This is a genomic window from Paenibacillus sp. 2003 (genome assembly GCF_031455635.1).
In the GTDB taxonomy this organism is placed as follows: domain Bacteria; phylum Bacillota; class Bacilli; order Paenibacillales; family Paenibacillaceae; genus Paenibacillus; species Paenibacillus amylolyticus_B.
In genome coordinates, this window is sequence record NZ_JAVDTB010000003.1 from 249,408 (window position 1) to 275,256 (window position 25,849).

At 47.3% G+C, this 25,849-nt stretch carries 21 protein-coding genes; 12 read left to right on the plus strand and 9 right to left on the minus strand.

Annotated elements, in window-relative coordinates:
• The first annotated feature begins 51 nt into the window (after positions 1–51).
• Positions 52–2,052 (plus strand): CotH kinase family protein, encoded by a 2,001-nt coding sequence (locus tag J2X75_RS16585; RefSeq protein WP_310337970.1) that lies wholly within the window; start codon positions 52–54, stop codon positions 2,050–2,052.
• 62 nt (positions 2,053–2,114) lie between these two features.
• On the opposite strand, the gene J2X75_RS16590 is transcribed toward J2X75_RS16585, so the two are convergent.
• From J2X75_RS16590 to J2X75_RS16605, 4 genes are all read right to left on the minus strand, one after another.
• A complete protein-coding gene (locus tag J2X75_RS16590; RefSeq protein ID WP_310337972.1) occupies positions 2,115–2,591 on the minus strand; it encodes a DMT family transporter in 477 nt (158 codons plus the stop codon).
• 209 nt (positions 2,592–2,800) lie between these two features.
• Positions 2,801–3,190 (minus strand): Rid family detoxifying hydrolase, encoded by a 390-nt coding sequence (locus J2X75_RS16595; RefSeq protein ID WP_310337974.1) that lies wholly within the window; start codon positions 3,188–3,190, stop codon positions 2,801–2,803.
• Between the two features lie 114 nt (positions 3,191–3,304).
• The gene (locus J2X75_RS16600) at positions 3,305–4,306 is read right to left on the minus strand and encodes an alpha/beta hydrolase (RefSeq protein ID WP_310337976.1); all 1,002 of its coding nucleotides are present in this window, start codon (positions 4,304–4,306) and stop codon (positions 3,305–3,307) included.
• A 33-nt stretch (positions 4,307–4,339) separates the two neighbouring features.
• Positions 4,340–5,233 (minus strand): MBL fold metallo-hydrolase, encoded by an 894-nt coding sequence (locus J2X75_RS16605; protein ID WP_307539400.1) that lies wholly within the window; start codon positions 5,231–5,233, stop codon positions 4,340–4,342.
• Positions 5,234–5,488: 255 nt separating this feature from the next.
• Between J2X75_RS16605 and J2X75_RS16610 the strand changes: the two genes are divergently transcribed.
• From J2X75_RS16610 to J2X75_RS16620, 3 genes are all read left to right on the plus strand, one after another.
• Positions 5,489–6,034: a helix-turn-helix domain-containing protein gene (locus J2X75_RS16610; RefSeq protein ID WP_307539398.1), complete on the plus strand. Its 546-nt coding sequence runs from the start codon at positions 5,489–5,491 to the stop codon at positions 6,032–6,034.
• Between the two features lie 347 nt (positions 6,035–6,381).
• Positions 6,382–8,070 (plus strand): methyl-accepting chemotaxis protein, encoded by a 1,689-nt coding sequence (locus tag J2X75_RS16615; protein ID WP_310337978.1) that lies wholly within the window; start codon positions 6,382–6,384, stop codon positions 8,068–8,070.
• Positions 8,071–8,105: 35 nt separating this feature from the next.
• A complete protein-coding gene (locus J2X75_RS16620) occupies positions 8,106–8,750 on the plus strand; it encodes a Vat family streptogramin A O-acetyltransferase (protein ID WP_310337980.1) in 645 nt (214 codons plus the stop codon).
• Between the two features lie 332 nt (positions 8,751–9,082).
• Here J2X75_RS16620 and J2X75_RS16625 read toward each other — a convergent pair whose 3' ends face one another.
• Both J2X75_RS16625 and J2X75_RS16630 read right to left on the minus strand, forming a co-directional pair.
• The gene (locus J2X75_RS16625) at positions 9,083–9,355 is read right to left on the minus strand and encodes an HU family DNA-binding protein (RefSeq protein WP_124117202.1); all 273 of its coding nucleotides are present in this window, start codon (positions 9,353–9,355) and stop codon (positions 9,083–9,085) included.
• Positions 9,356–9,452: 97 nt separating this feature from the next.
• A complete protein-coding gene (locus J2X75_RS16630) occupies positions 9,453–9,653 on the minus strand; it encodes a cold-shock protein (protein ID WP_017690333.1) in 201 nt (66 codons plus the stop codon).
• Positions 9,654–9,821: 168 nt separating this feature from the next.
• Between J2X75_RS16630 and J2X75_RS16635 the strand changes: the two genes are divergently transcribed.
• The 7 genes from J2X75_RS16635 (at position 9,822) to mglC (ending at position 19,612) form a co-directional block, all read left to right on the plus strand.
• Positions 9,822–10,724, plus strand: coding sequence for a tyrosine-type recombinase/integrase (locus tag J2X75_RS16635; RefSeq protein ID WP_310337983.1), 903 nt, complete (start codon positions 9,822–9,824; stop codon positions 10,722–10,724).
• A 339-nt stretch (positions 10,725–11,063) separates the two neighbouring features.
• Positions 11,064–12,797, plus strand: coding sequence for a response regulator (locus tag J2X75_RS16640; RefSeq protein ID WP_310337985.1), 1,734 nt, complete (start codon positions 11,064–11,066; stop codon positions 12,795–12,797).
• Positions 12,798–12,823: 26 nt separating this feature from the next.
• A complete protein-coding gene (locus tag J2X75_RS16645) occupies positions 12,824–14,620 on the plus strand; it encodes a histidine kinase (RefSeq protein ID WP_310337987.1) in 1,797 nt (598 codons plus the stop codon).
• Positions 14,598–15,773: a substrate-binding domain-containing protein gene (locus tag J2X75_RS16650; RefSeq protein WP_310337988.1), complete on the plus strand. Its 1,176-nt coding sequence runs from the start codon at positions 14,598–14,600 to the stop codon at positions 15,771–15,773. The genes J2X75_RS16645 and J2X75_RS16650 overlap by 23 nt, the downstream gene beginning before the upstream one ends.
• A gap of 162 nt (positions 15,774–15,935) precedes the next feature.
• The gene (locus tag J2X75_RS16655) at positions 15,936–16,997 is read left to right on the plus strand and encodes a galactose ABC transporter substrate-binding protein (protein ID WP_310337990.1); all 1,062 of its coding nucleotides are present in this window, start codon (positions 15,936–15,938) and stop codon (positions 16,995–16,997) included.
• Positions 16,998–17,071: 74 nt separating this feature from the next.
• Positions 17,072–18,577 (plus strand): sugar ABC transporter ATP-binding protein, encoded by a 1,506-nt coding sequence (locus tag J2X75_RS16660; protein WP_310337992.1) that lies wholly within the window; start codon positions 17,072–17,074, stop codon positions 18,575–18,577.
• A 15-nt stretch (positions 18,578–18,592) separates the two neighbouring features.
• On the plus strand, positions 18,593–19,612 hold the full coding sequence (gene mglC / locus J2X75_RS16665; protein ID WP_017690326.1) for a galactose/methyl galactoside ABC transporter permease MglC: 1,020 nt from the start codon (positions 18,593–18,595) through the stop codon (positions 19,610–19,612).
• Between the two features lie 277 nt (positions 19,613–19,889).
• On the opposite strand, the gene J2X75_RS16670 is transcribed toward mglC, so the two are convergent.
• A complete protein-coding gene (locus tag J2X75_RS16670) occupies positions 19,890–20,225 on the minus strand; it encodes a hypothetical protein (protein ID WP_105600891.1) in 336 nt (111 codons plus the stop codon).
• 415 nt (positions 20,226–20,640) lie between these two features.
• On the opposite strand from J2X75_RS16670, the gene J2X75_RS16675 reads away from it, so the two are divergent.
• Positions 20,641–22,056 carry an ATP-binding protein gene (locus tag J2X75_RS16675; protein ID WP_310337996.1) on the plus strand — a complete coding sequence of 472 codons (1,416 nt, stop codon included), beginning with the start codon at positions 20,641–20,643 and terminating at the stop codon, positions 22,054–22,056.
• Between the two features lie 137 nt (positions 22,057–22,193).
• Here J2X75_RS16675 and J2X75_RS16680 read toward each other — a convergent pair whose 3' ends face one another.
• The gene (locus J2X75_RS16680; protein ID WP_310337998.1) at positions 22,194–24,026 is read right to left on the minus strand and encodes an ABC transporter ATP-binding protein; all 1,833 of its coding nucleotides are present in this window, start codon (positions 24,024–24,026) and stop codon (positions 22,194–22,196) included.
• Positions 24,019–25,803: an ABC transporter ATP-binding protein gene (locus J2X75_RS16685; RefSeq protein WP_310338000.1), complete on the minus strand. Its 1,785-nt coding sequence runs from the start codon at positions 25,801–25,803 to the stop codon at positions 24,019–24,021. Before J2X75_RS16685 ends, J2X75_RS16680 begins: the two co-directional genes overlap by 8 nt.
• Positions 25,804–25,849: the final 46 nt, after the last annotated feature.

The following is a 25,849-nucleotide window of genomic DNA, read 5'->3' on the forward strand; positions in this document are numbered from 1 at the left end:
GTTACATAAGCCTCAGTTGCTTAACAGAAACCAAGAAGGAGGATTCATCATTTGAATATACTATTACGAAAAGTTGCAGTAACGGCTTTGTCCGTGACTATGGTAACGTCATCTTTTGGCCTGATGGCTGGTCCAAATGCGGCATTTGCCGAAGAGAGCACAGCGACAACCGTGAGTGCAGGCGTAACGCAAGCTTATGAATCGTTGTTCCAGACGGACAACGTGATTGATGTGAATGTAACGATTGATGATGCAGACTGGAAGAGTATGCTCGAAACCCCGCTGGATAAGGATTATAAGAAGGTAAGTGTGGAAGTGGACGGCAACAAGCTGGATAATGTTGGTTTCTCGACCAAGGGGAACCTGACCCTGAAAGCCGTAGCCTCGATGGAGGATTCGGATCGATACAGCTTCAGACTGAAGTTCGACAAATACGATAAAACACAAACCTTGCTCGGACTGGACAAAATGGTGCTGAATAACAACTATGCTGATCCATCCTACATGCGTGAGGTACTTCACTATGAAGCGCTTCGCAGTATTGGCATGGATGTACCGATGACAAACTACGTCAATCTGTATGTTAATGGCGAACTGGTAGGTTTCTACACCGGGGTTGAAGCCGTAGATGACAGTTACTTGGAACGCAATTACGGTGAGGATTACGAAGAAGGCGTGCTCTATGATACGGATGAGAAGAGTTATCTTCAATATGTAGAGGGCAGTGACTACAGTACACTCACCAAAGACTTGGGTACGGATAAGGACAAAGCCAAACTAAAAACCTTCATCCAAACGCTGAACGAGATGCCAGAAGGCGAAAAGGGTGATATCGAGAGTGTGCTGGACGTGGATTCGGCGCTTCAATATATTGCAGGCAACATGGTTTTTGGCAACTATGACAGTTATAACGGCGACAAAGGACACAACTACATGCTCTACAGTGATGCCGCTGGCAAGTTCACCGTTGTTCCTTGGGACTTCAACATGTCCTTCAACGGGTACTCGGGTGGAGGTGGACGTGGCACAACAACCGGCTCAACCACGACAAACACCAACGCAACAAACGTATCTGTGGACGAGCCCGTACTGGGCATTAACATGGAAAATGTACCGATGATTAATAACCTGCTTGCTGTGCCGGAGTATAAGGAAAAATATTTGAGCTACGTCAATGAACTGACAGACTATATGGAAGGCATTCAGGATCGTATTACTGGCCTTGCCGATGAGATTCGTCCTTATGTGGAAGCAGATCCCACGAAATTTTATACGACAGAACAGTTCGAATCCAACATCGCTTATTCTGCAAATGCAGACTCGGCAGGTGGTATGGGCGGTACACCACCAGCAGGATTTGAAGGCTTGACCCCACCTGAAGGCATGGAAGGTATGACGCCGCCTGAAGGTTTCGAAGGAATGACACCTCCAGATGGAACAACACCTCCAACTCAGCCGGGTGCTGCAACTGGAAACGGTACAACAGATGCAACAACGGGTACAGATAATACGCAGACACGTCCTGGCGGTAACTTTGGCGGTGGAGGCAGAGGTATGAGTTCCATGGCAGCCGGATCACTGACGACATTTGCACTGAACCGTCTTGCGAATCTGCAAGAGCAACTGGGACGTGAAGTGACACCTTTGCCGGAGACTGTGGAAGAGACAGGATCCAATACTTCATCCGGAGCAACGGACAAAACCATTTCCGTAACACTCGATGGTAAATCGATCACATTCCCGGACCAGGACCCGCTGCAGCAAAGTGGCCGAGTGATGGTTCCTGTGAACGCCATCCTTGAAGCTTTGGGTGCAGAAGTAACGTGGGACAAAACAGCGAAAATTGTAACAGCTGTTCTGAATGATCAGACCCTTGTCCTCAAGATCGGAAGCAGCACAGCAACGGTAAATGGAGAGACAATTGAAATTGATGCACCTGCGATCATTCAAAACAGTCGCACACTCGTACCCGTTCGCTTCATCTCAGAGGGACTGGGATTGACCGTGGATTGGGATCAAACCACTGCACAGGTAAGTCTTAGCTCCCAATAAAAACGATCTTCTGCCTGGCTGTCATTCTGCCGCTAAGAAGCAAGAAAAAGGGATTCGATAACTCATCGAATCCCTTGGTGTATTCTAATCGCTGTTCTTCGTACATAAGTTCTAATCGAGTTATATTCTTTCTCTATTGATAACGTTAAAACGTTGTTATAAGTATTTACTCTTTTTGGTAATCTCTGTATCGTTGATAGAATTACATCGCATACAATGAGGATGGAACCCCCAACTTGAACGAAGGTGACGGGAGTACCAAGCACGAAGAATCCAACCAACATAGCGACAAATTGTTGAAGATTGAGAAATATGGATGCTTTGGCGGCACCAACTTTTTGAATCTGATTGTTCCAGATGACTGCACATAAACCCTGGATGAGTAAAGCAGAACCAATTAAGAGCGCCCACCATATCAAGGAATGAGAACTTTGTTCATGGGGTTGCCATACAGCCACCGGGAACACGAGCATACAGCCGAGCAGCGTTGAATAGGCAGTTGCTTCGAGTGCGTCCATTCTTTGGGTGAGTTTTCTCATCAGGATGGCAGAACCGGAGAACGCAAGCAATGGAACACAGAGGAGATGGCAAGGCGGTATGCGGAATGATGCATGGCAGGAAATTCCTGTAGCACAAGGGAGCCGAATACGAAGTTGCTTCCATATAGAGTCGCACAAAGTAAGAGAAGTAGATAAGTTCGCAAGCCGATGCGCCTTCTTTCAAAAGTTTGACTAATCCAATAGTAGTTTTATTGGTTAAGTGGACGCTTGATGGCAACCAGTTCGATCTCAATCTCCGCGCCGCGTGGCAGCTTGGCTACCTGTACAGTGGTTCTTGCAGGATGATGGTTACCGAAATAATTGCTATACATATCATTCATTTCACCGAAGTGATCCAGGTTTGTCATAAAGACAGATGTTTTCACAACGTCTTCCAGGGTTAAGCTAGCTTCTGATAACACGTTCTGAAGATTCGTCAGGATCTGGCGGGTCTGTGCAACAATGCCTTCCTGTAATTTGCCCTCAGCATTGATCGGAAGTATTCCGGAAGTGTACAACGTATGATCAGTCATGATTGCTTGCGAATAAGGACCGATTGCTGCCGGCGCCTGTGTGGATGTAATAACCGTGTGATTCATGGAATATTTTCCTCCTTTAAGGTATAGATAGGTTGTTTATCTGTAAAGTGTAATGAAGAACCCGCGGCAATAAGCTGCGGGTCTCAGATCGGTTTGAAAACCGCTAACTGCGTGTTATTGACCCGCTGGTGCGTAGTTCTCATCCAGAAATGCTTGAACAGCCTGGAATGCTTGAACTCTATTTTTCTCGAGCAGTACCATATGAGTACCTTCACCAATCTCTACCCAACGGCGATAAGCAGCTCCGGTTAAGGAGGTAAAGAAATTTTGTGCCAAATCTAACGGTACATCAATATCCCACTCTGCATGAATGAGGAGTACAGGTACAGTGATATCTTTAGGTTCATAGAAGGCTTTGCCCACTGTCCAATATTCACGGATGTCCAAAATCGGTCCGTTGGTAGCGCGAATATGCTCCGGGTGTTCAGTTTTGTTAATAGGATCAGTAGCCAGAGTGGCTTCAACCCATTTTTCGAACCAACCCTCAGGGAGCAGGCTATCGCGTTTCCCTTCAGGAGCAGCACTTAACCAGCGTTCCTTCGTAGTACCTGCCGAAACAAGGCGGTAAGAGCCAAGCGGCCCGCCGGTATCGATAGGAATAGGTTTGTTGCTTAGCCACTGAGGAGCGATAAGGGTGAGTTTGTTCACTTTGTTGTTATTACGGCTTGTATATGCACCGGCGACTGTCCCACCCCAAGACATCCCAAGGATATTGACCTTCGACAGATTGCGATGTTGCAGGACGAAATCTACAGCTGAGCCAAAATCGCGAACTCCGGTTTCAGTACGGACAAGCGGAGGGTTCTGATCGGCTGGTTGTTCCATTTCCGGCGGTCTTGTGGACCCGCCATAACCACGAACATCTACGGCGTAGACGTCATAGCCATGACTTGCGAGGTAGTCCAGGAAAGTAAACCCGTCTAGCTCTACATCGTACAGGCTGCCAATGGGATACGTCGCACCATGGACCATGACGATTGTCTTCTCATTTGAGAACTCCTTCATAGATGCAGGACGTTTATTAAGGACGGATAGTTCAATTCCAGGCGTATCACTGGCTATCATAAAATTCTCAGATACGAGGGAGATCGATTTGTTGAATGTATGATTAGACATTATAGGTTTCGCCTCTCTTTGATGAAATATATTTTATATAAAGCGCCAGTTGAAGCCGTCTTCACTTCGGGTGACATAGCCGGCAGAACTCTCTGGGAAATGTGTGCTGAAATAAATAATGGGACGATCGGCGATGTATTCTAAAGCCCAGCGCCGTGAGGTCCGAGCCTGATCAGCAAATTCACAGTACATCGAATTCCAGTCTGGTCTTAAGACCTGTAATGGATGATGCATGATATCGGCGCCGAACAAAGCTTCTTCGCCACCGGAGGAGAGACGTATGGACATTTGCCCAATACTGTGACCTGGAGTCGGAATGAATGTAAATATGTCTAGAAACTTCCCGCCTTCTGGACCGATGGTCTCTGTCATGCCTGCCTCAATTATAGGAAGTATACTCTCTTCGTAAACATTGAAGTTTACTTCATTTACTTTGTTATGGCTTGCTTCGCTGGAGTAATATTCTTGTTCTGTAAGCGGAAATACGTACTTTGCATTCGGGAATGTCGGTATCCATTTGCCGTCAATCAGTCTCGTATTCCAACCAACATGATCTACATGCAAATGAGTAAGTAACACGTAATTAACTTCTTCCGGAGTAACACCAGCCTCTTGAAGCCGTTCCAGATAAGGCAACTGCAGATTAGAAAGATCCGGATTCAGTGGCAGGTTCTTGTCGTTTCCTGTAGCAGTATCAATAAGAATAGTATGATCAGGCGTCTTCACGACCCAGGTTCCAATACTCACGATCAGTTGTGAGTTTTCGTCAATTAAGCCCTCTGGTAAGGAGTGATGGTTCTCTTTCAGAAATGAAGGGTCCCATGTACCAGGGAAATAAATCTCTGGTGGGACGCCGCTGATTACCATCTCCGTGACTCGGGTAATCGTAGTGTCGCCTACAGTATAAGTCTTAGGCAGCTTAGTCATATGGCTCATCGCCTTCCTTAGAAATTTCGCTGGAAATGAAATGCTATATATAAAAGAATTATGTGTAAATGTCCCGGGATCATATTTGCACATCAACCTTACTAAAATCTTAGTCCAATAATGCTGTTAAATCAACGTTTTTGCACCGAAACTGAACCTTAGCAAGAAAGCTTGATATTGCTCAATATTTTAATTATGATCGAAATATAAATTTCGCTGACAGCGAAAAAAATAACTACACAGGAGAAACGAAGAATGAACTCTATAGGCGAGGTCATCAGAAATACCCGCAAAAAACAGAAATTAACCCTAAAAGATGTGGCAAAAGCAGGTTCCATCTCCTTATCTTTTCTCAGCGAAATCGAAAGAAACAAAGCGAATCCATCCATCAGCGTACTAAAACGGATTGCGAATGCGTTGAATGTAAATTTTACCGATCTATTTGGAGAAAAAGAGCAAAGTATTGTTGTGAGAAAAAAGGAACGTAAACCGCTGGTCCATTCTGAAGGCTCTCGTATTACATGGTATTCCCTTAGCGAGGGAGGCAGAAACAAGATGGGCCCCATATTGGGGGTGCTTGAAGAAGGAGCGACTTCTGGAAATATCGGGGTAGGACATAGCGAAGGCGAGGAGTTTCTGTATGTGCAGACAGGGTGCTTGGAGTTTGTACTAGGGAATGACAGATATACGTTAGATGAGGGAGACAGTATTTACTTTGATGCAAAGACACCACATAGCTATAAAAATGCATGGAAAGGAGAGACTGTGGTCATTGCCGTATCAACGCCTCCAACTTTTTGATTTCATGTCCCATGCCTACCGATAAAGGGTCACGTCTTTTCCGTGCAGGGAAGAGGTGTGGCTCTTTCTGTTTGGTTTAATATTCCATTGTTCACTGTTATTGAATTTTGGACATTCGTCTTGTTTAATCATTCACCAGAATTTCCAGACAGGAGGACTTTCTTACATGATTACGGAGAATGCGTAAAGTATTTGATTTTAATATGCGATTTTTGTGATAAAAATCACTGCGTCATTATAAATTATGTGATTACTACTACCGATAAGACTATAGTGATATTCGAAACGGAATCGAAATTGGCTTGGATATCCCCACAATTACATAGGGAAAAGGGTGGCTCACACACATGCGAAGCATGAGCATCGGTACCAAAATCAGTTTGATCGTTATCAGTATATTTATCGTCTTCTCTTCAGCCGTGGCGGTAAGTGTAATTCTGGAGATGAGACAGGGAATTACGACATTTGCTACAGAGAAGGCGAAGCGAGATCTGGAGATGGCGAATCATATCATCACATATAAGTATCCAGGAGATTGGGCCATCAAAGAAGGTCAATTATTCAAGGGAGATACTGCATTGGAAGGCAACTTCGAACTGGTGGATGAGATTGGACAAGCATCCGGGGACACGGTGACGATCTTCCGAGGTGACGAACGTGTTGCAACAAATGTCATGGTGGACGGAAAGCGTGCTGTTGGAACGAAGGTATCGGAAGAGGTCGCCCAGACCGTTTTGCAGCAAGGGGAAAAATATTTTGGTGAAGCCGTGGTTGTGGGTCAGAAATATCAAACGGCCTATGAACCCATCAAGAACGCATCCGGAGAGATTATAGGAATTTTCTATGTTGGTGCTTCTCAATCGTTAATTGATGTGATTATCTCCTCGTTCCTCAAAACATTCCTGATCGTATTCCTGCTTGCAATGTTGGTCGCAATTACCCTGATCCTGTTGTATGTTCGCAGGGTGAGAGCAAGAATCGAACGGGTATCTGGGGCGATTAAACGTGCGGGGACGGGCGATTTCACACAGCCGGTTGTGGACGACGTTCAAGACGAAATCGGCATGCTGGGCACGGGATACAATGAGATGAGAAGCAATCTGCAAATGATCATTCAGGGTGGACTTCAGGCTGCAGAGAAAGCAGAGCATTCGACTGGATTGCTGCTCAAGATTGCGGATCAGACGGCTAATGAATCGGGTCAGATCGCATCTTCTGTTGAACAAGTTGCACAGGGAGCGGAGCGTCAGACGATCAGCACGGAAGAAAATCTGCAGGCGATGGAAGAAGTGGCTATAGGCGTACAACGCATGGCAGATAAAGCTTCCAGCATTTCCGAGTCGGCACTGTATTCACGTAAACAGGCAGAAACCGGAGGTGAAGCGGTGCAACGTACCGTTCAGCAGATGTCTACAATTGAATCCTCTGTTACCAGAACGGATGAAGTCATTCGTCTACTGGAAGGGAAGTCGGCACAGATTAGCCAGATGGTATCCACCATTCATGAGATTGCGAATCAGACGAATCTGCTCGCCCTCAATGCATCCATTGAAGCGGCAAGAGCCGGGGAACATGGACGGGGATTCGCTGTAGTATCTACCGAGGTGCGTAAACTAGCTGAACAAGCTGGTGATTCTTCAGATCGTATTGAACAACTGGTCGAAGCCATGGAACAAGATATGAAGCAATCCCTTTCGGCGATGTCGAGAGTGAAAGACGACGTGCAGGAAGGGCTGCGCTTGACCCGGGAAACAGAACAAAACTTTAGTCTGATCCGGGATACGAACCTTTATATGGCCACCGAGATTGAAGACATGGCGGCAACGAGTGAGGAGATGTCCGCAGGTGTGGAGCAGATTGTGGCTTCCGTACATGAGATCGCTCGCCATGCACAGACGGCCAGTACCCATTCACAACAGGCGGCGGGTTCAGTGCACGAACAGCTTAAGTCGGTAGAGCAGATCAAAGCATCAGCGGCTATCTTGTCCGATGTGTCCTCAGAGCTACAGACCTCACTTAGTCCTTTTAAGATTTAATATCTGTTACAATAGGGAAAAGGAGGGACTGCACTATGGCTCCTGATAAAACAAAACTTTTCCCAAATGAGAATATTCGCACTGTATGTTACATTCAAAACCTGCCGCCACGTTCCAACGTGAACATTGGTGATTATACGTATTATAGCGATAACACGAATCCGCCAGAGCAATTCTATGACCGGATACAACATCATTATGACTTTATTGGTGATCGCCTGATAATTGGCAAGTTCTGTGCAATTGCGGAAGGTGTGACATTCATTATGAATGGTGCGAATCATCGGATGGAGGGGATGACCACGTATCCATTCAATATTTTTGGTGGAGGATGGGAGCGTGTGACACCTACACTGGAACAACTTCCATATAAGGGTGACACGGTACTGGGGAACGATGTATGGCTTGGACAACATGTGACGATCATGCCTGGTATCACGATTGGAGACGGGGCAATCGTTGCCTCCAATTCAACCGTTGTTAAGGACATTGAGCCCTATACGATTGTTGGTGGTAATCCAGCCAAGACTGTTAAAAAGCGTTTTGACGAAGAGACGATTGCACTGCTGCTGGAATTGAAGTGGTGGGATCAGGATGAGGAATGGCTGGATACGCATTTGGAACGTCTTGTCTCTACATATGATCTACAGATCGTGCGCGAACTTCTGAACAGCAAATAGGATGGTTGTGTATAAAAGACAAAAAAGCTGGTTCCTGACGGAGCCGGCTTCCAAGCAAATCAGGCCCTGGACCGTTTTGAGCGGATCAGGGCCTCTTGTTGTCCAAGATGAAATGTTAATTTAGCGGGTGGGTGGTCGTAGGTTGCAATCAGACTGTACTGATGGGGGCTTTAAATGAGTATGAGCTTCTGCATGATCCGAGTTTGTCTGTTTGCCTGAATAAAAGTTAATGATATCATCAACGGTAGTAAACACGACATTTAAATCCATATTATCATTGTGTGTTTGAATAAAAACCTCTTTTCAATGGGTTGTTACGTTTGTTACGTGGTTTAATTTAAAGCTTCTTTCATGCTTAAGCCTGCTGTGAATACAGGAACTTTACCTGCAGGTAGTTGAATTTCTTTGCCTGTTCTCCGACTTCTTCCCGTTCTTGCCTCACGCTTTTGTACTTCGAATTTCCCAAATCCAACCACTTGAACTTCTTTACCTTCTTTGAGAGCTTCGAGAATCGAATCCAGTACAACGGTTACAGCTTTTTCAGCATTCTTCTTGGAGAAACCGCCAGCCTTAGCTACTTCTGTGATCAATTGTTCTTTATCCATGGGAATACCTCGCTTTCATTCTTGGGATGTGAAACTTTGCTGTGACACCTATGAGTAAATAAAAAGCTGCCTTATTAATAAGGCAGCTTTCATATAATTAAAGTTTAGTAACGTTCTCAGCTTGTGGTCCACGGTTACCTTGAGTTACTTCAAATTGAACGCGTTGACCTTCGTCCAAAGATTTGTAACCTTCACCTTGAATTGCACTGAAATGAACGAATACGTCTGTTCCTTCTTCAGTTTCGATAAAGCCGAATCCTTTATCCGCGTTGAACCATTTCACTGTACCTGTTTGCATGTGATTCCTCCAAAAAATAAGTTTTTAGCCGATCATTATGACGAGTATAATTTAAAATTGACACTCACCTGGTGCATTTAAACCACGAACTTGATGTCCGCTAATGTATCGATTAATATTATAATACCATGTCCGCTAATATAAGTCAAGATTTGGAGGTATTTTCTAATGAATCAGTCATCAGGCATATCGGTGCAGCGGGAACCGACGATAGAAGAATTCATTCATATGCTTACCAATGAGGATGGATTGCATCCCAAAACCGTGAAGGAATATGCAAGTGATCTGAAGCACTTTATCGAATGGTACAAGGAAAGCACCATGCTTAGCGAAGAAATGACATTGCGAATCGAAGACGTAGATACATCCACTTTAGTCAACTATCGCGAAGATGCACACAAAGTTATGTTATTGAAGCCAGCCACCATTAACCGGAGGTTGATTACGCTGAAGCGTTTTTTCAAATGGGCTGTCTTGGAATCCAGGCTCAGTCATGACCCTTCCAAACCATTAAAATTCATTCCGGAAGACAAAGTCAGTCCACGCCGAATGACATCTGAAGAAGAGCAGGCATTCCTCGCGGCAGTGGAGAACGGTAACTCCCTTCGTGATCAGACCATCTTGACCCTTATGTTTCACACAGGCTTGCGAACGATGGAGGTATGCAACCTCAAGCCTCATGATATCGAACTAGGTAGACGAAGCGGTCACCTGACAGTTAGAGCCGATAAACGCAACGTGCAACGTATGATCCCTTTGAATATGCAGTGTGTTGTCATGTTGAATCAGTATTTATCTGATCTTGATACCGATCCTGCTTACCTTTTCCCTTCAGAGAAGACAAACGATCGTTTAACGGAGAGAGCATTGCGCCACCTGATTAAAAAAGTAATGATAGCAGCAGGGCTGGAAGGACTGAGTTCACACGACCTGCGTCATCGTTTTGGCTACGCCATGGCTGAGCATACGGCACTGCACCGCTTGGCCGAGATAATGGGACACACCAACCCAGATACAACAATGATTTATTTTAAAGCATTAAGTTCGAATCATCGTAGAGAACAAGAATGATGACTCTGAATTATAGTCAGAATCAAAACACCTCTTATTAGAAGTACTTCGAAATTTCCCGTGTTTGTATTACTTTAACCTACGCTTAGCATTCATATACTATCCTACCCATTTCACTTAGGCAGTGCCCGACAGGGTTGCCTTACCTCTATTAAAGAAAGCGATTACATATCCCTGATAATATTGTATATTATGATGGCAACCTTGGAACAGATCAACATGATCCCTTTGCATTTTGCTTCAATTCGGTGGGCAATAAGAAATCAAATGATTCACAATGCTACATATATTATTCGTTGCTAGGGCATAAGGCTCGTCATAAAAGGGAGGAATCCAATCGTGTACCGGGTACTGCTGGTGGATGATGAAGAAGATGTGCGTGAAGGACTTGTTGTAGAGGTCGATTGGGAAGCGCTCGATCTGCGGATTGTCGGTTTGGCTGAGAATGGGCGGGAAGCATTGGAGATGGCGGAGCGGGTAGAGCCGGATATTGTGGTGACGGATATCAGCATGCCATTCATGAATGGTCTGGAACTCGCGCAAAGATTGAGGAAGCGTAATCCACTCGTGAAGGTGGTCATTTTGACTGGATATGATGAATTTGATTATGCGAGGCAAGCCATCTCGTTAAGTGTGGATGAATATCTGCTGAAGCCGTTCTCGGCAGGGCATCTCACCGAACTGCTCACAAGATTGCGCGCCCAGATGGCGGCCGAAGTGGCCGAGCGTGAAGATGTACAGCAGCTGCGTGAGCACTATCATACCAGTTTGCCTTTATTACAGGCAGATCTGATGGCGACCTTACTCCATCGGCAGAAATCCTCGACATATATTCATAGCAAAGCCAAACAATGCGGATTGGATCTGACAGGAGAACGCTATGGGGTGTCCGTATTGACACTGCATATGGATGGAGATGTACAGAAGGAGAAGTCTGAGGGAGTATTCAGCGAGCCCCCACAGCTACATAACAAAACAACATCCGAGGTAGCGGATCAGTCTGAGATATTTGTTCCCGGAGGTTCCTTGCGTCAATCTGAGGATGCTGAGCTGAAACGCTTTGCTGCACTTAACATTGCCGCAGAAGTCTGGGCGGAGCATGGGGCTGGTCATGCCTTTATGCATCAGGAGACGATTGTCCTGCTCTATGTGGATCGCTCGGGCGGTACAGATGGAGCGAAGCGGCAACAGAAGGCATTGGAAAATGTGATGCGCAGCATCAACCACTATTTACGTATCCCGGCTACGGTGGGATCTGGTCAGATTGTCGATACACTCGCGGATGTGAATCATGCCTATGAAGATGCCCTGCTGGCATTGGATTATCGGCTTGTGCCCGGGACGGATTCAATCATATACATTGCGGACGTGGAGCGACAGACGGCGGGCAAGCTGCGATTCGACGAGTTGAAGCAGCAGACGCTGACACGATGTCTGAAGGCGGGTACGCAGGCGGAGCTGGAGGAAGCACTTGCGATCATTTTCCGGGAAATTACAGTGGAACACGGGCGAAGTGATATTCAGCTCTATTTAATTGAAGTATTAACAACAGTATGGAAGGCAGCACAGGCATCAGGAGAAGAGATGGAAGACATCTTTGGTGCAGGGTTCCAGTTGTATGCGGATTTGTTCCGACTGCCGGGTCTTACTGAGGCACAGAAGAAGGTACAGGAGGTCTGTCTACTCGTACAACATCGCATTGCCAGCGGTCGCCAGCATGTATACAAGGATATTGTCGAGCAGGCGTTAGTCTTCACCAAAGAGCATTATGCTGATCCGGACCTGTCCATTCAGAAGGTGTGCGGCCATCTGCATATCAGCTCCGGTTATTTTTGCGGCATTTTCAAAAAAGAAGTGCAACTTACCTTCCTGCAGTACCTGATGCAGATCCGAATGGAGGCAGCGCGTGAACTGCTTCGCTCGACAGAGCTGAAGTCGTTTGAGATTGCGGAGCAGGTTGGCTTTGCTGAACCAAATTACTTCAGTTTTTGTTTCAAAAAACATATTGGCGTCTCGCCCAAAGAATATCGTAAACAGGCTTCTCAGACGGCAAGTGAAGGTTCGATCCGATGAAGTTCTTTTCGAGATGGGGGAAGTCCATGGGACTTCAATTACGCTCCCGGCTGCGTTCGTCCAGAGTCAGCAGTATCCGGTTTATTATTACGTGGTCCTTTTCCGTTTTCATCGTCTTGGTGCTGACCATCATGGCGATGCTTCTGCATGACAAGTTCACGCAGGCTGCCGAGCGAAGTGCGGAACTGACGACGAGACAGATTGTGGATCAGGTCAGTTATAACCTGGAGGATTACGTCCGCAGTATGTCTCATCTGTACCGTGCCATTGAGGAACACATGTTGCGTGACGGGACATGGGAAGGGGAACTGGTGGACAAACAGCTCGACACACTGCTCAGCAGTCGGGAAGATATCATCTCTATTACTCTGCTTGATTCCACGGGGAAATTGCTCAAGAACCGACCTACAGCCGAATTAAAACCGAGTGCCCATGTGACACAGCAAGGGTGGTTTCAGTCTGCGCTTCGTGTGCCGGATCACCTGAGTTTCTCGTTACCTCATATTCAGAACATGTACACAGGCCCATATAAATGGGTCGTTTCCATGAGCAAAGGCATAACGATAAGGCAGAATGGTCAGGATCGGCAGGTTATTTTGCTGGTCGATATCAATTTCAAACAGATGGATGAACTGAGCCGTCGGGTCAGTCTGGGGCAACGAGGATACGTGTATATCATCGATGAGAGTGCGGGCAATATCGTGTACCATCCGCAGCAGCAATTGATGTATATGGGACTCAAAAGCGAGAATATCGAACAGGCTTTGGTGGCTTCCGGCAGTTACGAAGATGAAGCAGATGGACAGAAAAGGCTGAATACCGTGAAGTCCGTTGCCAATATCGGGTGGAAAATCGTCGGTGTTGCCTATCTGGATGAGATTATGACAACGCGTCAGGAAGTGAACGGATATCTCATTCGTGTATTGGTCGTTGTTCTGGTACTGGTCATTCTCGTATCCCTGTTTCTTTCCTCCAGTCTGACTCGCCCCATCCGGCGAATGGAACGGAAGATGAAGGCCGTAGAGCGCGGGGATTTCAACGTGGAGTTGCCTATTGAAGGGCCGCTGGAGGTTGAACGACTATCTCGTCGCTTCAACCTGATGGTTAATAAAATCAGGACCCTGATGGATGAGATTATCCACGAACAGGAACAGAAGCGGCGTCTGGAGCTGGAAGCCTTGCAGGCCCAGATCAATCCGCATTTTTTGTACAATACGCTGAATTCCGTGGTTCGCATGGTAGGTATGAGCCGTAATGAGGAAGTGATCACGATGATCACGTCTCTTTCGCGCCTGTTTCGCATCAGTCTAAGTCAAGGTAAAGCGATTATCACGATCAGGGAAGAGCTGGAGCATGCGCAGCATTATTTGACGATTCAGCAGATGAGGTTCAAGCGCAAATTCAACTTTACCATCAATGCAGATGAGACGCTCCTGGAATGCCTGACATTAAAGCTAGTGCTCCAACCCCTGATTGAGAACGCCATTGTTCATGGCATCGAGTACCACATGGACGAAGGACGTATTGAGGTCGATGTTTATTGTGAGTACAACAAGCTGGTGTTTCGCATTACAGATAATGGGGTCGGCATGACGGAAGAACAGATGTCGGGATTACTAAGTGGTCGTCCTGTGGTCAAAAGCGGTGCAGGCTCCGGCGTAGCGGTACGCAACGTCCATGACCGAATCCGGCTCTATTATGGGGAGGGCTTCGGACTTGAATTTGCAAGTGAGCTGGAAGAAGGCACCACGGTCTGGATTCGGATTCCCATTCAATCGCAGCAGAAGGAGGGCGAGCCTGATGACAGACAACCAAGTGAATAGGCACGATGACCATAGAGTTAAAGGATTGAATATTCGTACGTTTTGGAAAAAGGTTGCTGCGAGCTTCCCTGGAATTCGGAAACGTCGGTTAGTAACCCTGACAGCTGCAAGCTGCTGCTGTCTACTCATGTGCAGCGCCTGTGGCTTATCGAGTCCCGATGCTACGGCAGTACCGTCACGTATCGCGCTGATTACGCCAGCTGGGACAGGGGAACTTGCGGAAGCTATCCGGCTCGGCGCCGAAGCGGCTGCCAAAGAGAACGGAGCCGAACTGATTACCGTGGAAGCATACCCTTCCGATGGTGATGTGTACACGCCTGCCATTCTGGACTCTACTGGAAGTCAGATGCAGGTCAAACAGGCAAATATCCACAGCCAAAGGTTGTCTCGCAGTGCGCGAGAGCAGGCTCAAGTGGAGGCCGCCGCATCGGCTCTGAAGCAAGGGGCATCAGCTCTATTGGTTGACCCCCTAAGTGAGAAGGCTCTTAGCGATATCATTCAGGAGGCACAGACAACGAATTCCATTGGAACCATTGTTCCTGTTATTGTGCTTAACGATGAATTTCCCGTGAAAGGCATCACCAGCGTCATCTCCATGGATAATGTTGAGGCGGGAAGACAGGCCGGCCAGGCTATGGCGGAGCTTCTGGAAGGGAAAGGGCATGTGGCTTTATTGGGCCCCGATCCTCTTAATTCTGGTCTGATTCAGAGAGAGCAGGGAGTTATGGAAGCCTTGGTACAGTATCCTAATATTCAAGTGGAACCCAAATCGATATGTAATACACGGGATGGATGTTGGCAGACTGCGAAGCAATTGCTGGACCAGCAGGAAGTGGATGGCTTCATTACTCTTCAGGAACCGGCTTCTCTGGGAGCAGCTGATGAACTGAATCGACGCAAATCTGCGGACAAGGTAAGGATTGTTGGATTTGGCAGTGAACAACAGCAACTGGAGCAATTGCAAGAAGGGGTCTTTGATCATCTCATCGTCCAGAATGGATACAGTGCAGGTTATCTGGGATTGAATCAAGCCGTTGCGCGGCTGAACAATCAACAGGTGCAAGCGAGAGTGTTACTTGAAACCAAGCTGGTTAGTACAGACAATATGTTCTGGATGGATAACCAGAAGCTGTTGTTTCCTTTTGTACAATGAACGAGTGCCGGAACGAATGCTGAATAAAGAAATGAAGGTGTTTGTTAACTTGAGGAAGATTTCGATAGAACAGGTGAAGATATTGTATTCGAATTTAATGTAAACCCTTTCATAATAAAGACATCGGTGAAGCCGAATGAACTTGGGGGAGGTCATTAGGATATGAAGAAAACATGGATGACACTGTTGATTACGGCATGTATGGTTGTGGCGGCAGGGTGTAGCAGCGGCGGAGACAGTGCAGGTGGAAGTACGGGTACAGATACAGGAGGCCAGACAGCAGTCGGTACGGAAACGCCCAAGATTGGTGTTGCCATCTACAAATTTGACGATACATTCATGACAGGTGTACGTAATGCGATGACCGCAGCAGCGGAAGGCGTTGCGACTCTGGATATCGTGGATAGCCAGAATGCACAGCCAACCCAGAACGAGAAAGTGGATCTGTTTGTATCCAAGAAATATAATGCAATGGCCGTGAACCCGGTGGACCGGACCGCGGCAGGGGTCATCATTGACAAGGCCAAGGCAGCGAACATTCCAGTGGTATTCCTCAACCGTGAGCCAGTGGCTGAAGATATGAACAAGTGGAATAAGGTGTACTATGTAGGAGCCAAAGCGGAGGAGTCCGGTACAATCTCTGGACAGCTGATTGTGGATTACTGGAAAGCACATCCGGAAGCGGACAAAAACGGCGATGGCAAACTGCAATACGTCATGCTGAAAGGGGAACCGGGTCACCAGGATGCAGAGCTTCGGACCAAATATTCGGTTCAGGCGATCCAGGATGCCGGTATCGAAGTGGAAGCACTGGCGGAAGACACGGCGATGTGGGACCGCGTGAAGGGTCAGGAGAAAATGCAGGCGTTCCTGGCTTCCCATGGCGACAAGATTGAAGCCGTTCTTGCGAACAATGATGACATGGCCTTGGGAGCCATTGAGGCATTGAAAGCAGCCGGATACTTCAAGGATGGCAAATCCATGCCGGTTGTAGGTGTGGATGCAACAGCTCCAGCCATTCAAGCTCTACAGGATGGCACGATGCTGGGCACGGTGCTTAATGATGCCAAGAATCAGGGTGCAGCCACGGTGGCACTGGCTTCCGTACTTGCCAAAGGTGAGACACCAACGAAGGAAAATACCAAATACGACATTACAGATGGTAAATACGTCTGGATTGCATACAAAAAGATTACAAAAGACAACATTGCCGACGCCCAATAACAGCACGAGACAGGGACGTCCGACATTCGGGTAGCGTCCCTTTTTTGCCGGTCATATGGAAGGGAGGAACCAAGATGGAGTCACCTTACCTGCTGGAGATGAATGGAGTTTCCAAAGCATTTCCGGGTGTGCAGGCACTAAGTCAGGTCACATTAAAAGTGAAGCCGGGGACGGTTCACGCCTTGATGGGAGAGAATGGAGCGGGCAAATCCACACTTATGAAATGTCTGTTCGGGATGTATCACCCGGATGAAGGAACGATACGCATCGAAGGAAAGGATGTGGATATTCCGAATTCCAAAGCGGCACTTCAGCAAGGGATATCCATGATTCATCAGGAGCTGAATCCGGTCCCGCATCGTCCGGTGATGGAGAATATCTGGCTGGGTCGTTTTCCGATGAGGGGAATACTGGTGGACGAGAAACGGATGTATACCGATACGCTGGCCCTGTTCAAGGACTTGAGCCTGGATATTGATCCGAAGGCTCAGGCGGGAACACTGTCTGTCTCCAAAATTCAATCCATGGAGATTGCCAAGGCGGTCTCTTTTCAATCCAAAGTCATCGTCATGGATGAGCCAACTTCTTCCCTGACAGGCAAGGAAGTGGATCAGCTCTTTGCCATTATTAATGAACTGCGCAGTCGCGGCGTATCCATTATCTATATTTCACACAAGATGGAGGAGATCTTGACGATCTCGGATGAAGTGACGATCATGCGTGATGGCTTCGTTGTCGGGACATGGGATGCTGCTGATCTAACAACAGATCTGATCATTACGCGTATGGTTGGCCGTGATCTGGACGAACGTTTCCCGGAACGGACGAACGTACCCGGTGAAGTGATATTAAAAGCCGAGGGTCTGACATCAAGCCAGTCCAAATCGTTTTGTGATGTATCTTTTGAGCTGCGAAAAGGTGAAGTGCTTGGCATTGGCGGCCTGGTTGGAGCACAGCGGACAGAACTGATTGAGTCCTTGTTCGGACTGCGCGGACTCGCTTCAGGTACGATTTGGATTCATGGGCGCAAGGTGAAGATTAATTCCCCCGCAGCAGCGAAGCGTCATAACATTGCGTTGCTCACCGAAGAACGAAGAGTCACAGGAATCTTCCCGGTGTTGTCGGTGTATGAGAACACGATCATTGCCAGTCTGGGGCGCTACCGAAATCGCGTGGGCTTGCTGGACGAGAAGAAGGGCCGGGAAGAGGCACGGGAACAGACGCAGAAGTTTAGAACCAAAACGCCTTCAGTTAACACGCTGATTCGCAACCTATCTGGCGGTAATCAACAGAAAGTTCTACTGGCCCGCTGGTTGCTGACCGACCCGGAGATTCTGCTGCTGGATGAACCGACCCGTGGAATCGATGTAGGGGCCAAGTTCGAGATATACACCATTATTACGGAACTGGCTCGTCAAGGCAAAAGCATTATTATGATTAGCTCGGAGATGCCGGAACTGCTGGGTATGTCGGATCGCATTATGGTGATGAGCGAAGGGCGTCTCACCGGAATCGTGAACGGAGCCGAGGCAACAGAGCAGGATATTATGAGGCTGGCCGCGCAGCAGCGGATGGCTTAGTCAGGAGGGAAACAGATGAACACACAGATGATCAATCAAGTGAAACAATATGTAACACAGCGCGCCATCTTTATCGTATTGATTCTGCTCATCATTGGTATAGCTATTGCCGATCCGAATTTTCTTGCCTTCTCCACACTGCGGGACATCTTACAGCAATCCTCCACACGGGCTATTATTGCGCTTGGTGCAGCCTTTATCCTTGTCACGGGCGGGGTCGATCTGTCCGCTGGACGGGTGGTTGGTCTGACGGCTGTTGTATCGGCATCGATGCTGCAAATTGATGAGTATGCCAACCGCTTCTTCCCCGATCTGCCCCACTTATGGGTGGGTCTGCCGATCCTTGTCGGGATTACCGCGGGTCTATTCGTGGGATTGGTAAATGGACTGATTGTCGCCAAATTACATGTGCCCCCTTTTATCGCAACGCTGGGTACGATGGTTGCTGTGTACGGACTGAACTCCATTTATTTTGATACGGAACCCAACCAGTCACAGCCCATCGGAGGATTGAGACCCGATTTCACCGTTATTGGTTCTGGATACATTGATCTGGGCGGCGGTTACTCCATTCCATATATCGTCCTGATTGCCATTGCGGTAGCGTTAATCTGCTGGGTAATCTTTAACAAAACCCGGCTCGGCAAAAACATGTACGCCATCGGTGGCAACATTCAGGCGGCGCATGTATCCGGGATTCATGTAGCACGCAACCTGGTTGCCCTGTATGCCATTGCGGGTGCACTGTATGGTCTGGGTGGTGTGCTTGAGGCAGCACGCACAGGTGGAGCAACAAACAATTACGGTAACATGTATGAGTTGGATGCGATTGCCGCATGTGTGGTAGGTGGCGTATCAACGGCGGGAGGTATTGGAACGGTACCCGGGGTTATGGCGGGTGTGCTGATCTTCGGGGTCATTAACTATGGTCTGACGTTTATCGGTGTAAGTCCATACTGGCAGTTGATTATCAAAGGATTGATCATTGTTGCTGCGGTGGCTTTTGATATCCGTAAGTATATGGCGAAAAAATAAGATGAGCCTCAAGAGGTTACACCAGTCACTCCGATGACAGAACAACCTTCTGATCGCTGTTATCCCCAGATTTTTTGATTCCCTTCTAAAGAAGTGAAAATCCGGGGATAAAGGCGAGGTGTATGCTTCCGATGTAGCTTTCTTTCAGAAAGCTTTTAGCTCCGCTTCTTCAGGTTATTTCTGTCCTCTACGTTATCGTGTAAACAATTTGTTCATCTTATATGGAAAAGCAGCAAAGAAGCCAGCCCTCGGGATATAGAGAGCTGGCTTTAATTGTTTAACCATTGACCATCCAATCGATAACGGGGATAACTGGTCCAATGATACATAAGAGCAACATAAATCCGGCGACGTTATAAGATACACTGGTACCAAAATGCGCACGATATTTTTTGGCAATCAAGAAGGCTGGAATCCAGAAGAGGGCTGCTACTACAAAAGGAATGTGAAGTCCTTGAGTTCCGTTGCTATAAATCGGTATGTTTATTAAGTTAAAAAGATAATGACTGAACATAAAATTTGCTTTGCCCCATGGAAAGTTAAAGGCAAGGCCCATCGTCAGTACAAGCAGAGATAGCGTTCCGAAGCCCAGTGGTTTTCGTTGTGTTGTCATGTGATATCCTCCATAACTAAGTATTTATCCTAAATTAATCCATTAATGTATTGTACCACAATAATGATCTATGCGAAGAGGAATTGTTTCACTTTTGTTGATTACAATTACATCATATGTCCTATTGCCTTCATAATTTATACATTCATGCGAATTTGACGAGCCTCCACTAATCGACAACATCAGCTAATCATAATCGATATAATACATGTACATAAGTTGTTTGATGTGAGTTTTATGTCAAAGGGGGCGAGGCTGTTTGCTTAGTTACACGATGAAAATGGTGATATTCCCGCTAGGTTGTCTGCTTGTCATTCTGTCCTCTTATGTTCTCAGGCTTACCCCTCATATGGCAATAATGTCACTTTCGGCGACATTATTGGTAGCAAGTATTTATGGGGAGAGACGATATCCTGTGCTGCGAAAGTTTCAGTGGATTTTTCTCGGGATATTCCACTATTTCAGTGAACTCAACTGGTGTAACATGCTGTATTATATGCTCATTATTTCAATGATCCAGGACAAACCACGGTTGGCGCAGACCTTGCCGATTTCGTTGCTGCTTATGCTGCAATATACGGTGATTCGGCTTTCGTATGTGCCTGTAGATACATATGCTTTGCTGGTTTCGTTATTTGATCTGTTAACCTCGGTTGTTATCATTTTTTTGTATCATACCTTAATCAACAGTGAGGTCGAGAAGCGCAGGCTTCGGGAAAAAAATCGGTTCCTGACCTTGCATGATCCGCTTACCGGACTGTTGAATTACGAAGGTTACATGGAGGTGTTACATAAGACAGTAGAAGAGCAACGGTCTTTTTTGCTTGTCCTTTTGAACGTCAATAACTTTAGCGGCTTTAAAAAAGATTCAGAAGATCCTTGGTGTACGGTAATCACAGGTACAGGTCAGATGATCAGCAATCATTTCACCGAAGCCTATGGCATATCCCGGTATGCAGGAGACCGATTTGCGGTCGTTTTGCCGGAGATACAGGATGTGGAAGAACGAATGTCGTCACTGTTATCCGTGCAGCTTCAAGGATTCCAGGTAAGCTACAGCATCTCTCTGTACCCGGAGATGTCGGATTCGTTGCAGCACTTTATGACGGTAGCCGAGGATAGACTGCTTCAACAACAGCGCAGCAAATGGCTGAAAAATGAAGAAGAAGTATTTCGTTCCGAAAGGCTAAGGGCCGTAGGTGAACTGGCCGCGGGGATGGCTCATGAAATTCGGAACCCGCTTACCGCAATTCGGGGATTTCTGCAGCTGTCACGTGGACAAGCGTTTAATATCGCGCCATGGTATGAAGTGATTATGGGTGAGGTGACGAGAGTAACCGATCTGACAGCTGAATTTTTGCAGTTTTCCAAACCACATGCCAATCACATGAAGCCTGAACATTTGGGTCACTGCCTTGAACGAGTGATGTCTTTGACCGAGTCAGATGCGGCATCCCGAGGGCATCAAATTACGCTTGAAATGACTAATGAGCCAGTTGTAATCAACATGGATCGGGATAAGATTGTACAGGTATTGATCAATCTGATTCGTAACGCTTTTGAAGCAATGACAGACCCTGGTGAGGTTCATATGGATTTGTTACAGGAAGGAGACGTAGTACTTATTTCAATTACAGATACAGGAAGCGGTATTCCGGAAAATTCGCTATCCACAATCTTTAATCCATTTTATACAACCAAAGAAGAAGGTACGGGACTTGGACTCGCACTCTGCCAGAAAATCGTTCAGGATCACAATGGTAAAATTACCGTCCATAGCGAAATGGGGGTTGGTTCCACCTTCACACTTCATCTGCCAATGGAGACGTAAATCATATAACTTACCCAGAGAGAGCAATTAAATAGTCATTAGACAAAAACATAAAAACGCCGCATGGGTCCTGAAGAACCCCGTGCGGCGTTTAGTATTTCGATTAAACTAATGTGCAGTAGCAATGCAGACACACTTTAGTTCGACTTATTTAGCTGTCCCTGATGTAACTGATAATAGAATCCTTGTTGCTGCATCAACTCGTCATGGCTGCCCCGTTCAGCGATCTGTCCATCATCAATGACGAGAATCTGATCGGCTTCACGAATCGTGCTCAGTCTGTGGGCGATGACAAAGCTGGTACGGTCTTTCATTAAAGTGCGCATCGCTTCCTGAATGTGCATCTCCGTGCGCGTATCAATGCTGCTCGTTGCTTCATCCAGAATAAGAATGGCCGGATCAGCCAGAATTGCCCGGGCAATGGTCAGCAGTTGTCGTTGTCCCTGACTCAGATTACTTCCCCCGGAAATGATGGGGGTATCGTAGCCTTGTGACAGTTTGCGGATGAACGAATGTGCATTCGCCAGCTCAGCCGCTTGCCTGATCTGTTCATCGGTTGCGTCGGGCTTGCCGTAGGCGAGATTGTCGCGAATGGTACCCGAGAACAGGTAGGCATCCTGAAGTACAATGCCGAGTTGCCGACGGAGTTGATCCTTCTCCAGTTCCGAGATGTTACATCCATCGATGGTAATCCGTCCGCCTGTAATCTCGTAGAAACGGGGTAACAGGTTGATAATAGTCGTTTTGCCTGCACCGGTGGGTCCAACAAGTGCAATCATCTCACCAGGTTTTGCAGTAAAACTAACTTTCTTCAGAATGTCTCGCTCCGCACTATACCCGAAGGAGACGTCTTCAAATACCACCTTGCCTTGAATCTGGTCCAGTTGTTTCTTCTGTTCCTCCACGTATTCGCCAGGCGTATCCATAATGTGAAACACACGTTCAGCACCTGCGATTGCAGCCTGAATCAGATTGTACTGATTGGCAAGATCGTTGAGAGGCCGCTCAATCTGGCGGGAGTAAGCGAGAAAGCTGACGATTAGTCCGATGGACGTCAGATCATGATAAGCCATCCATCCACCTACAGAAGCCAGTATGGCAAACCCGATATTGTTCATCACGTTCATCGTAGGTCCAACCAAACCCGAAACAGTCTGGGCTTGTGTGCTGGATGTGCGCAGTTTCTCGTTCAGGTTCTGAAAATGTTGATGTGCTTGATCCTGACGGTTATAAGCCGCTACGACTTTTTGTCCAGCAATAGTTTCCTGAGCATACCCATTCAGCTCACCGAGTAATTTCTGCTGGGCGGTGAAGTGTTTGCGTGTTCTTGACGCGATCAGGCGAGTGGCGATGGTAATCAAAGGAACCGTTATCAGACTGAGCAGGGTAAGCCGAACATCGAGTGCAAACATGATCGACAAGGAACCAACGAGCAGGATGGCACTGGACATCAATTGAGTTACGCTTTGATTCAACGTTGTAGATACGTTATCGATATCATTGGTGGCCCGGCTCATCAGGTCCCCGCTTTGATTTTTATCAAAAAAACTGACAGGCAACTCTTGTAGTCGGGAGAACAACGCATGTCTCAGATCCTTAACGGTCAGTTGGGAGACACCAATCATGACATAGGATTGAGCCCACATCAGGAGTGAGCCAAGGACATAAACACTCAGCAAAAGAAGACATTCCTTCAGCAAACCCGCTGTTACTTTGGGCACGATATGTTCGTTAACGGCGCGGCCGAGAAGATAAGGTCCTGCCAGATTGAGCAGTGTTCCGAGAGCCGTCAGCACCAATGCAGCGATAACTCCTTTGCGATGACGTCCCATATACGACCACACCCGAATCAGGGCATGGCGAGCATTTTTCGCTCGGACTTTGGGGACAGGTCCTCTTCCCGCTGGTCCGGGTCTTCCGATGGGAGGCACGACCGTTTGTTGTATGGAGGAAGATGCAGGTTTAGCCAAATTGAACATCCTCCTTACGTTGCTGCGAATAATAGATGGCTTGATAGTGTGATGAATGAGCCATAAGGTCATCATGTGTGCCCCTGGCAACGATCTGTCCTTCATCAATGACATATATACAGTCTGCATCCTTTACGGAAGAGATCCGCTGTGCAATCAAAAATGTCGTGCTGTCTTTCATCAAGGTCTGCAAAGCCTTCTGAATGCTCGCTTCCGTACGCAAATCCACAGCACTGGTGCTATCATCCAGAATCAGTACTTCCGGTCGCATGAGCAGGGCGCGTGCAATGGATATACGTTGTCTCTGCCCACCGGACAGATTGACCCCGCGCTGACCCAGTTCCGTGTCATACCCGTCTTTCAGTTTCATAATAAAATCATCCGCTGCCGCAGCTTGTGCCGCAGCACGCAATTCAGCATCCGTTGCACCGGGCCGGCCGAAGCAAATGTTATCCCGGATGCTACCGCTGAACAGAATGGATTCCTGGAGCACAATGGATACACGGCTGCGAAGATCCTGAAGATCCCAGTGGCGAACGTTCACCCCGTTCACGAGCACTTCACCCTGAGAAGCATCATACAGACGGGGAATCAGCTGCACCAGTGAGGTTTTGCCTGAACCTGTTGAACCGATCAGAGCCACTTTCTCACCCGGGCGAGCCATCAGGCTAATGCCGGTAAGTGCATGGTCTCCGTCATAACGGAAAGATACGTCTCTGAATTCCACTTGACCGCCTGTGTGCGAGGGAAGGGGAGACGATTGGTATGAGTTCTGATCACGAATAGACGGCAGTGACTGTACTTTCCCGGAGTTATCGGTTCCTGATTGAATATCCGGCTGTGTATGTAACACCTCGTTGATCCGGGCGGCAGATACCTTGGCGCGGGAGAAACTCATCATCATCATGCCGATCGACGTGAGGGACGAGAGGACAACCGTGACATAGTTGATAAAAGCAATCAGATCTCCGGCAGCAATATCGCCTCCTACTACCTGAAAACCTCCGAACCACAATACCGCTACAATGGTAGCGTTGAGCATCAAGCTGAGCACAGGTGCATTCAGCGTTACAATACGCCAGGCTTTGACGGCGGTTGTCGTGTAATCTTCGTTGGATTGCTTGAACCGCTTTTTCTCCAGACGTGCACGTGCAAACGCCTTGACGACACGGATACCGGCAAGATTCTCCTGAAGGACAGCGTTGACCTGATCAAGCTTGTTCTGAACACTGGCGAACAGCGGATAGGAAGCTTTTATCAGGATAAATAAAATAATAAACAGTACCGGAACAGTCAGAATAAGAATGAGTGCCAGCTTCACACTAATCGTAAATGCCATGATGATACTGCCGATGATCAGCATTGGCGAACGGATAAACATCCGCAGCAGCATCTGCACAAAGGTCTGCATCTGGGTAATATCACTGGTCAGACGAGTGATCAGAGAGCCTTCCGGAAACGTATCCAGATTACGGAAGGAGAAGGTCTGAATATGGTCAAACAGTTCCTGGCGCAGATCCGTGCCGTATCCAACGGCAGCTTTGCTCGAATAGAGTGTACAGCCTGCGCCGCCAACCCAGCCGATTAACGCAACAAGTAACATGATCAGACCTGTAGTTACGATATGGGACAGATTCCCTGCAAGTACACCATCATCCACGATGCTGGACATCAGCTTGGGCTGGAGCAGGTCCATGGTTACCTCAAGTACCATGAGCAGCGGGGCAATGATCGCCGCTGACTTATACGGCGTCAAGAATCGTTTTAACGTCCACAATAGGAAATCACCTCAGTTTTAATTGCATAAGTGAATCAATTTCATC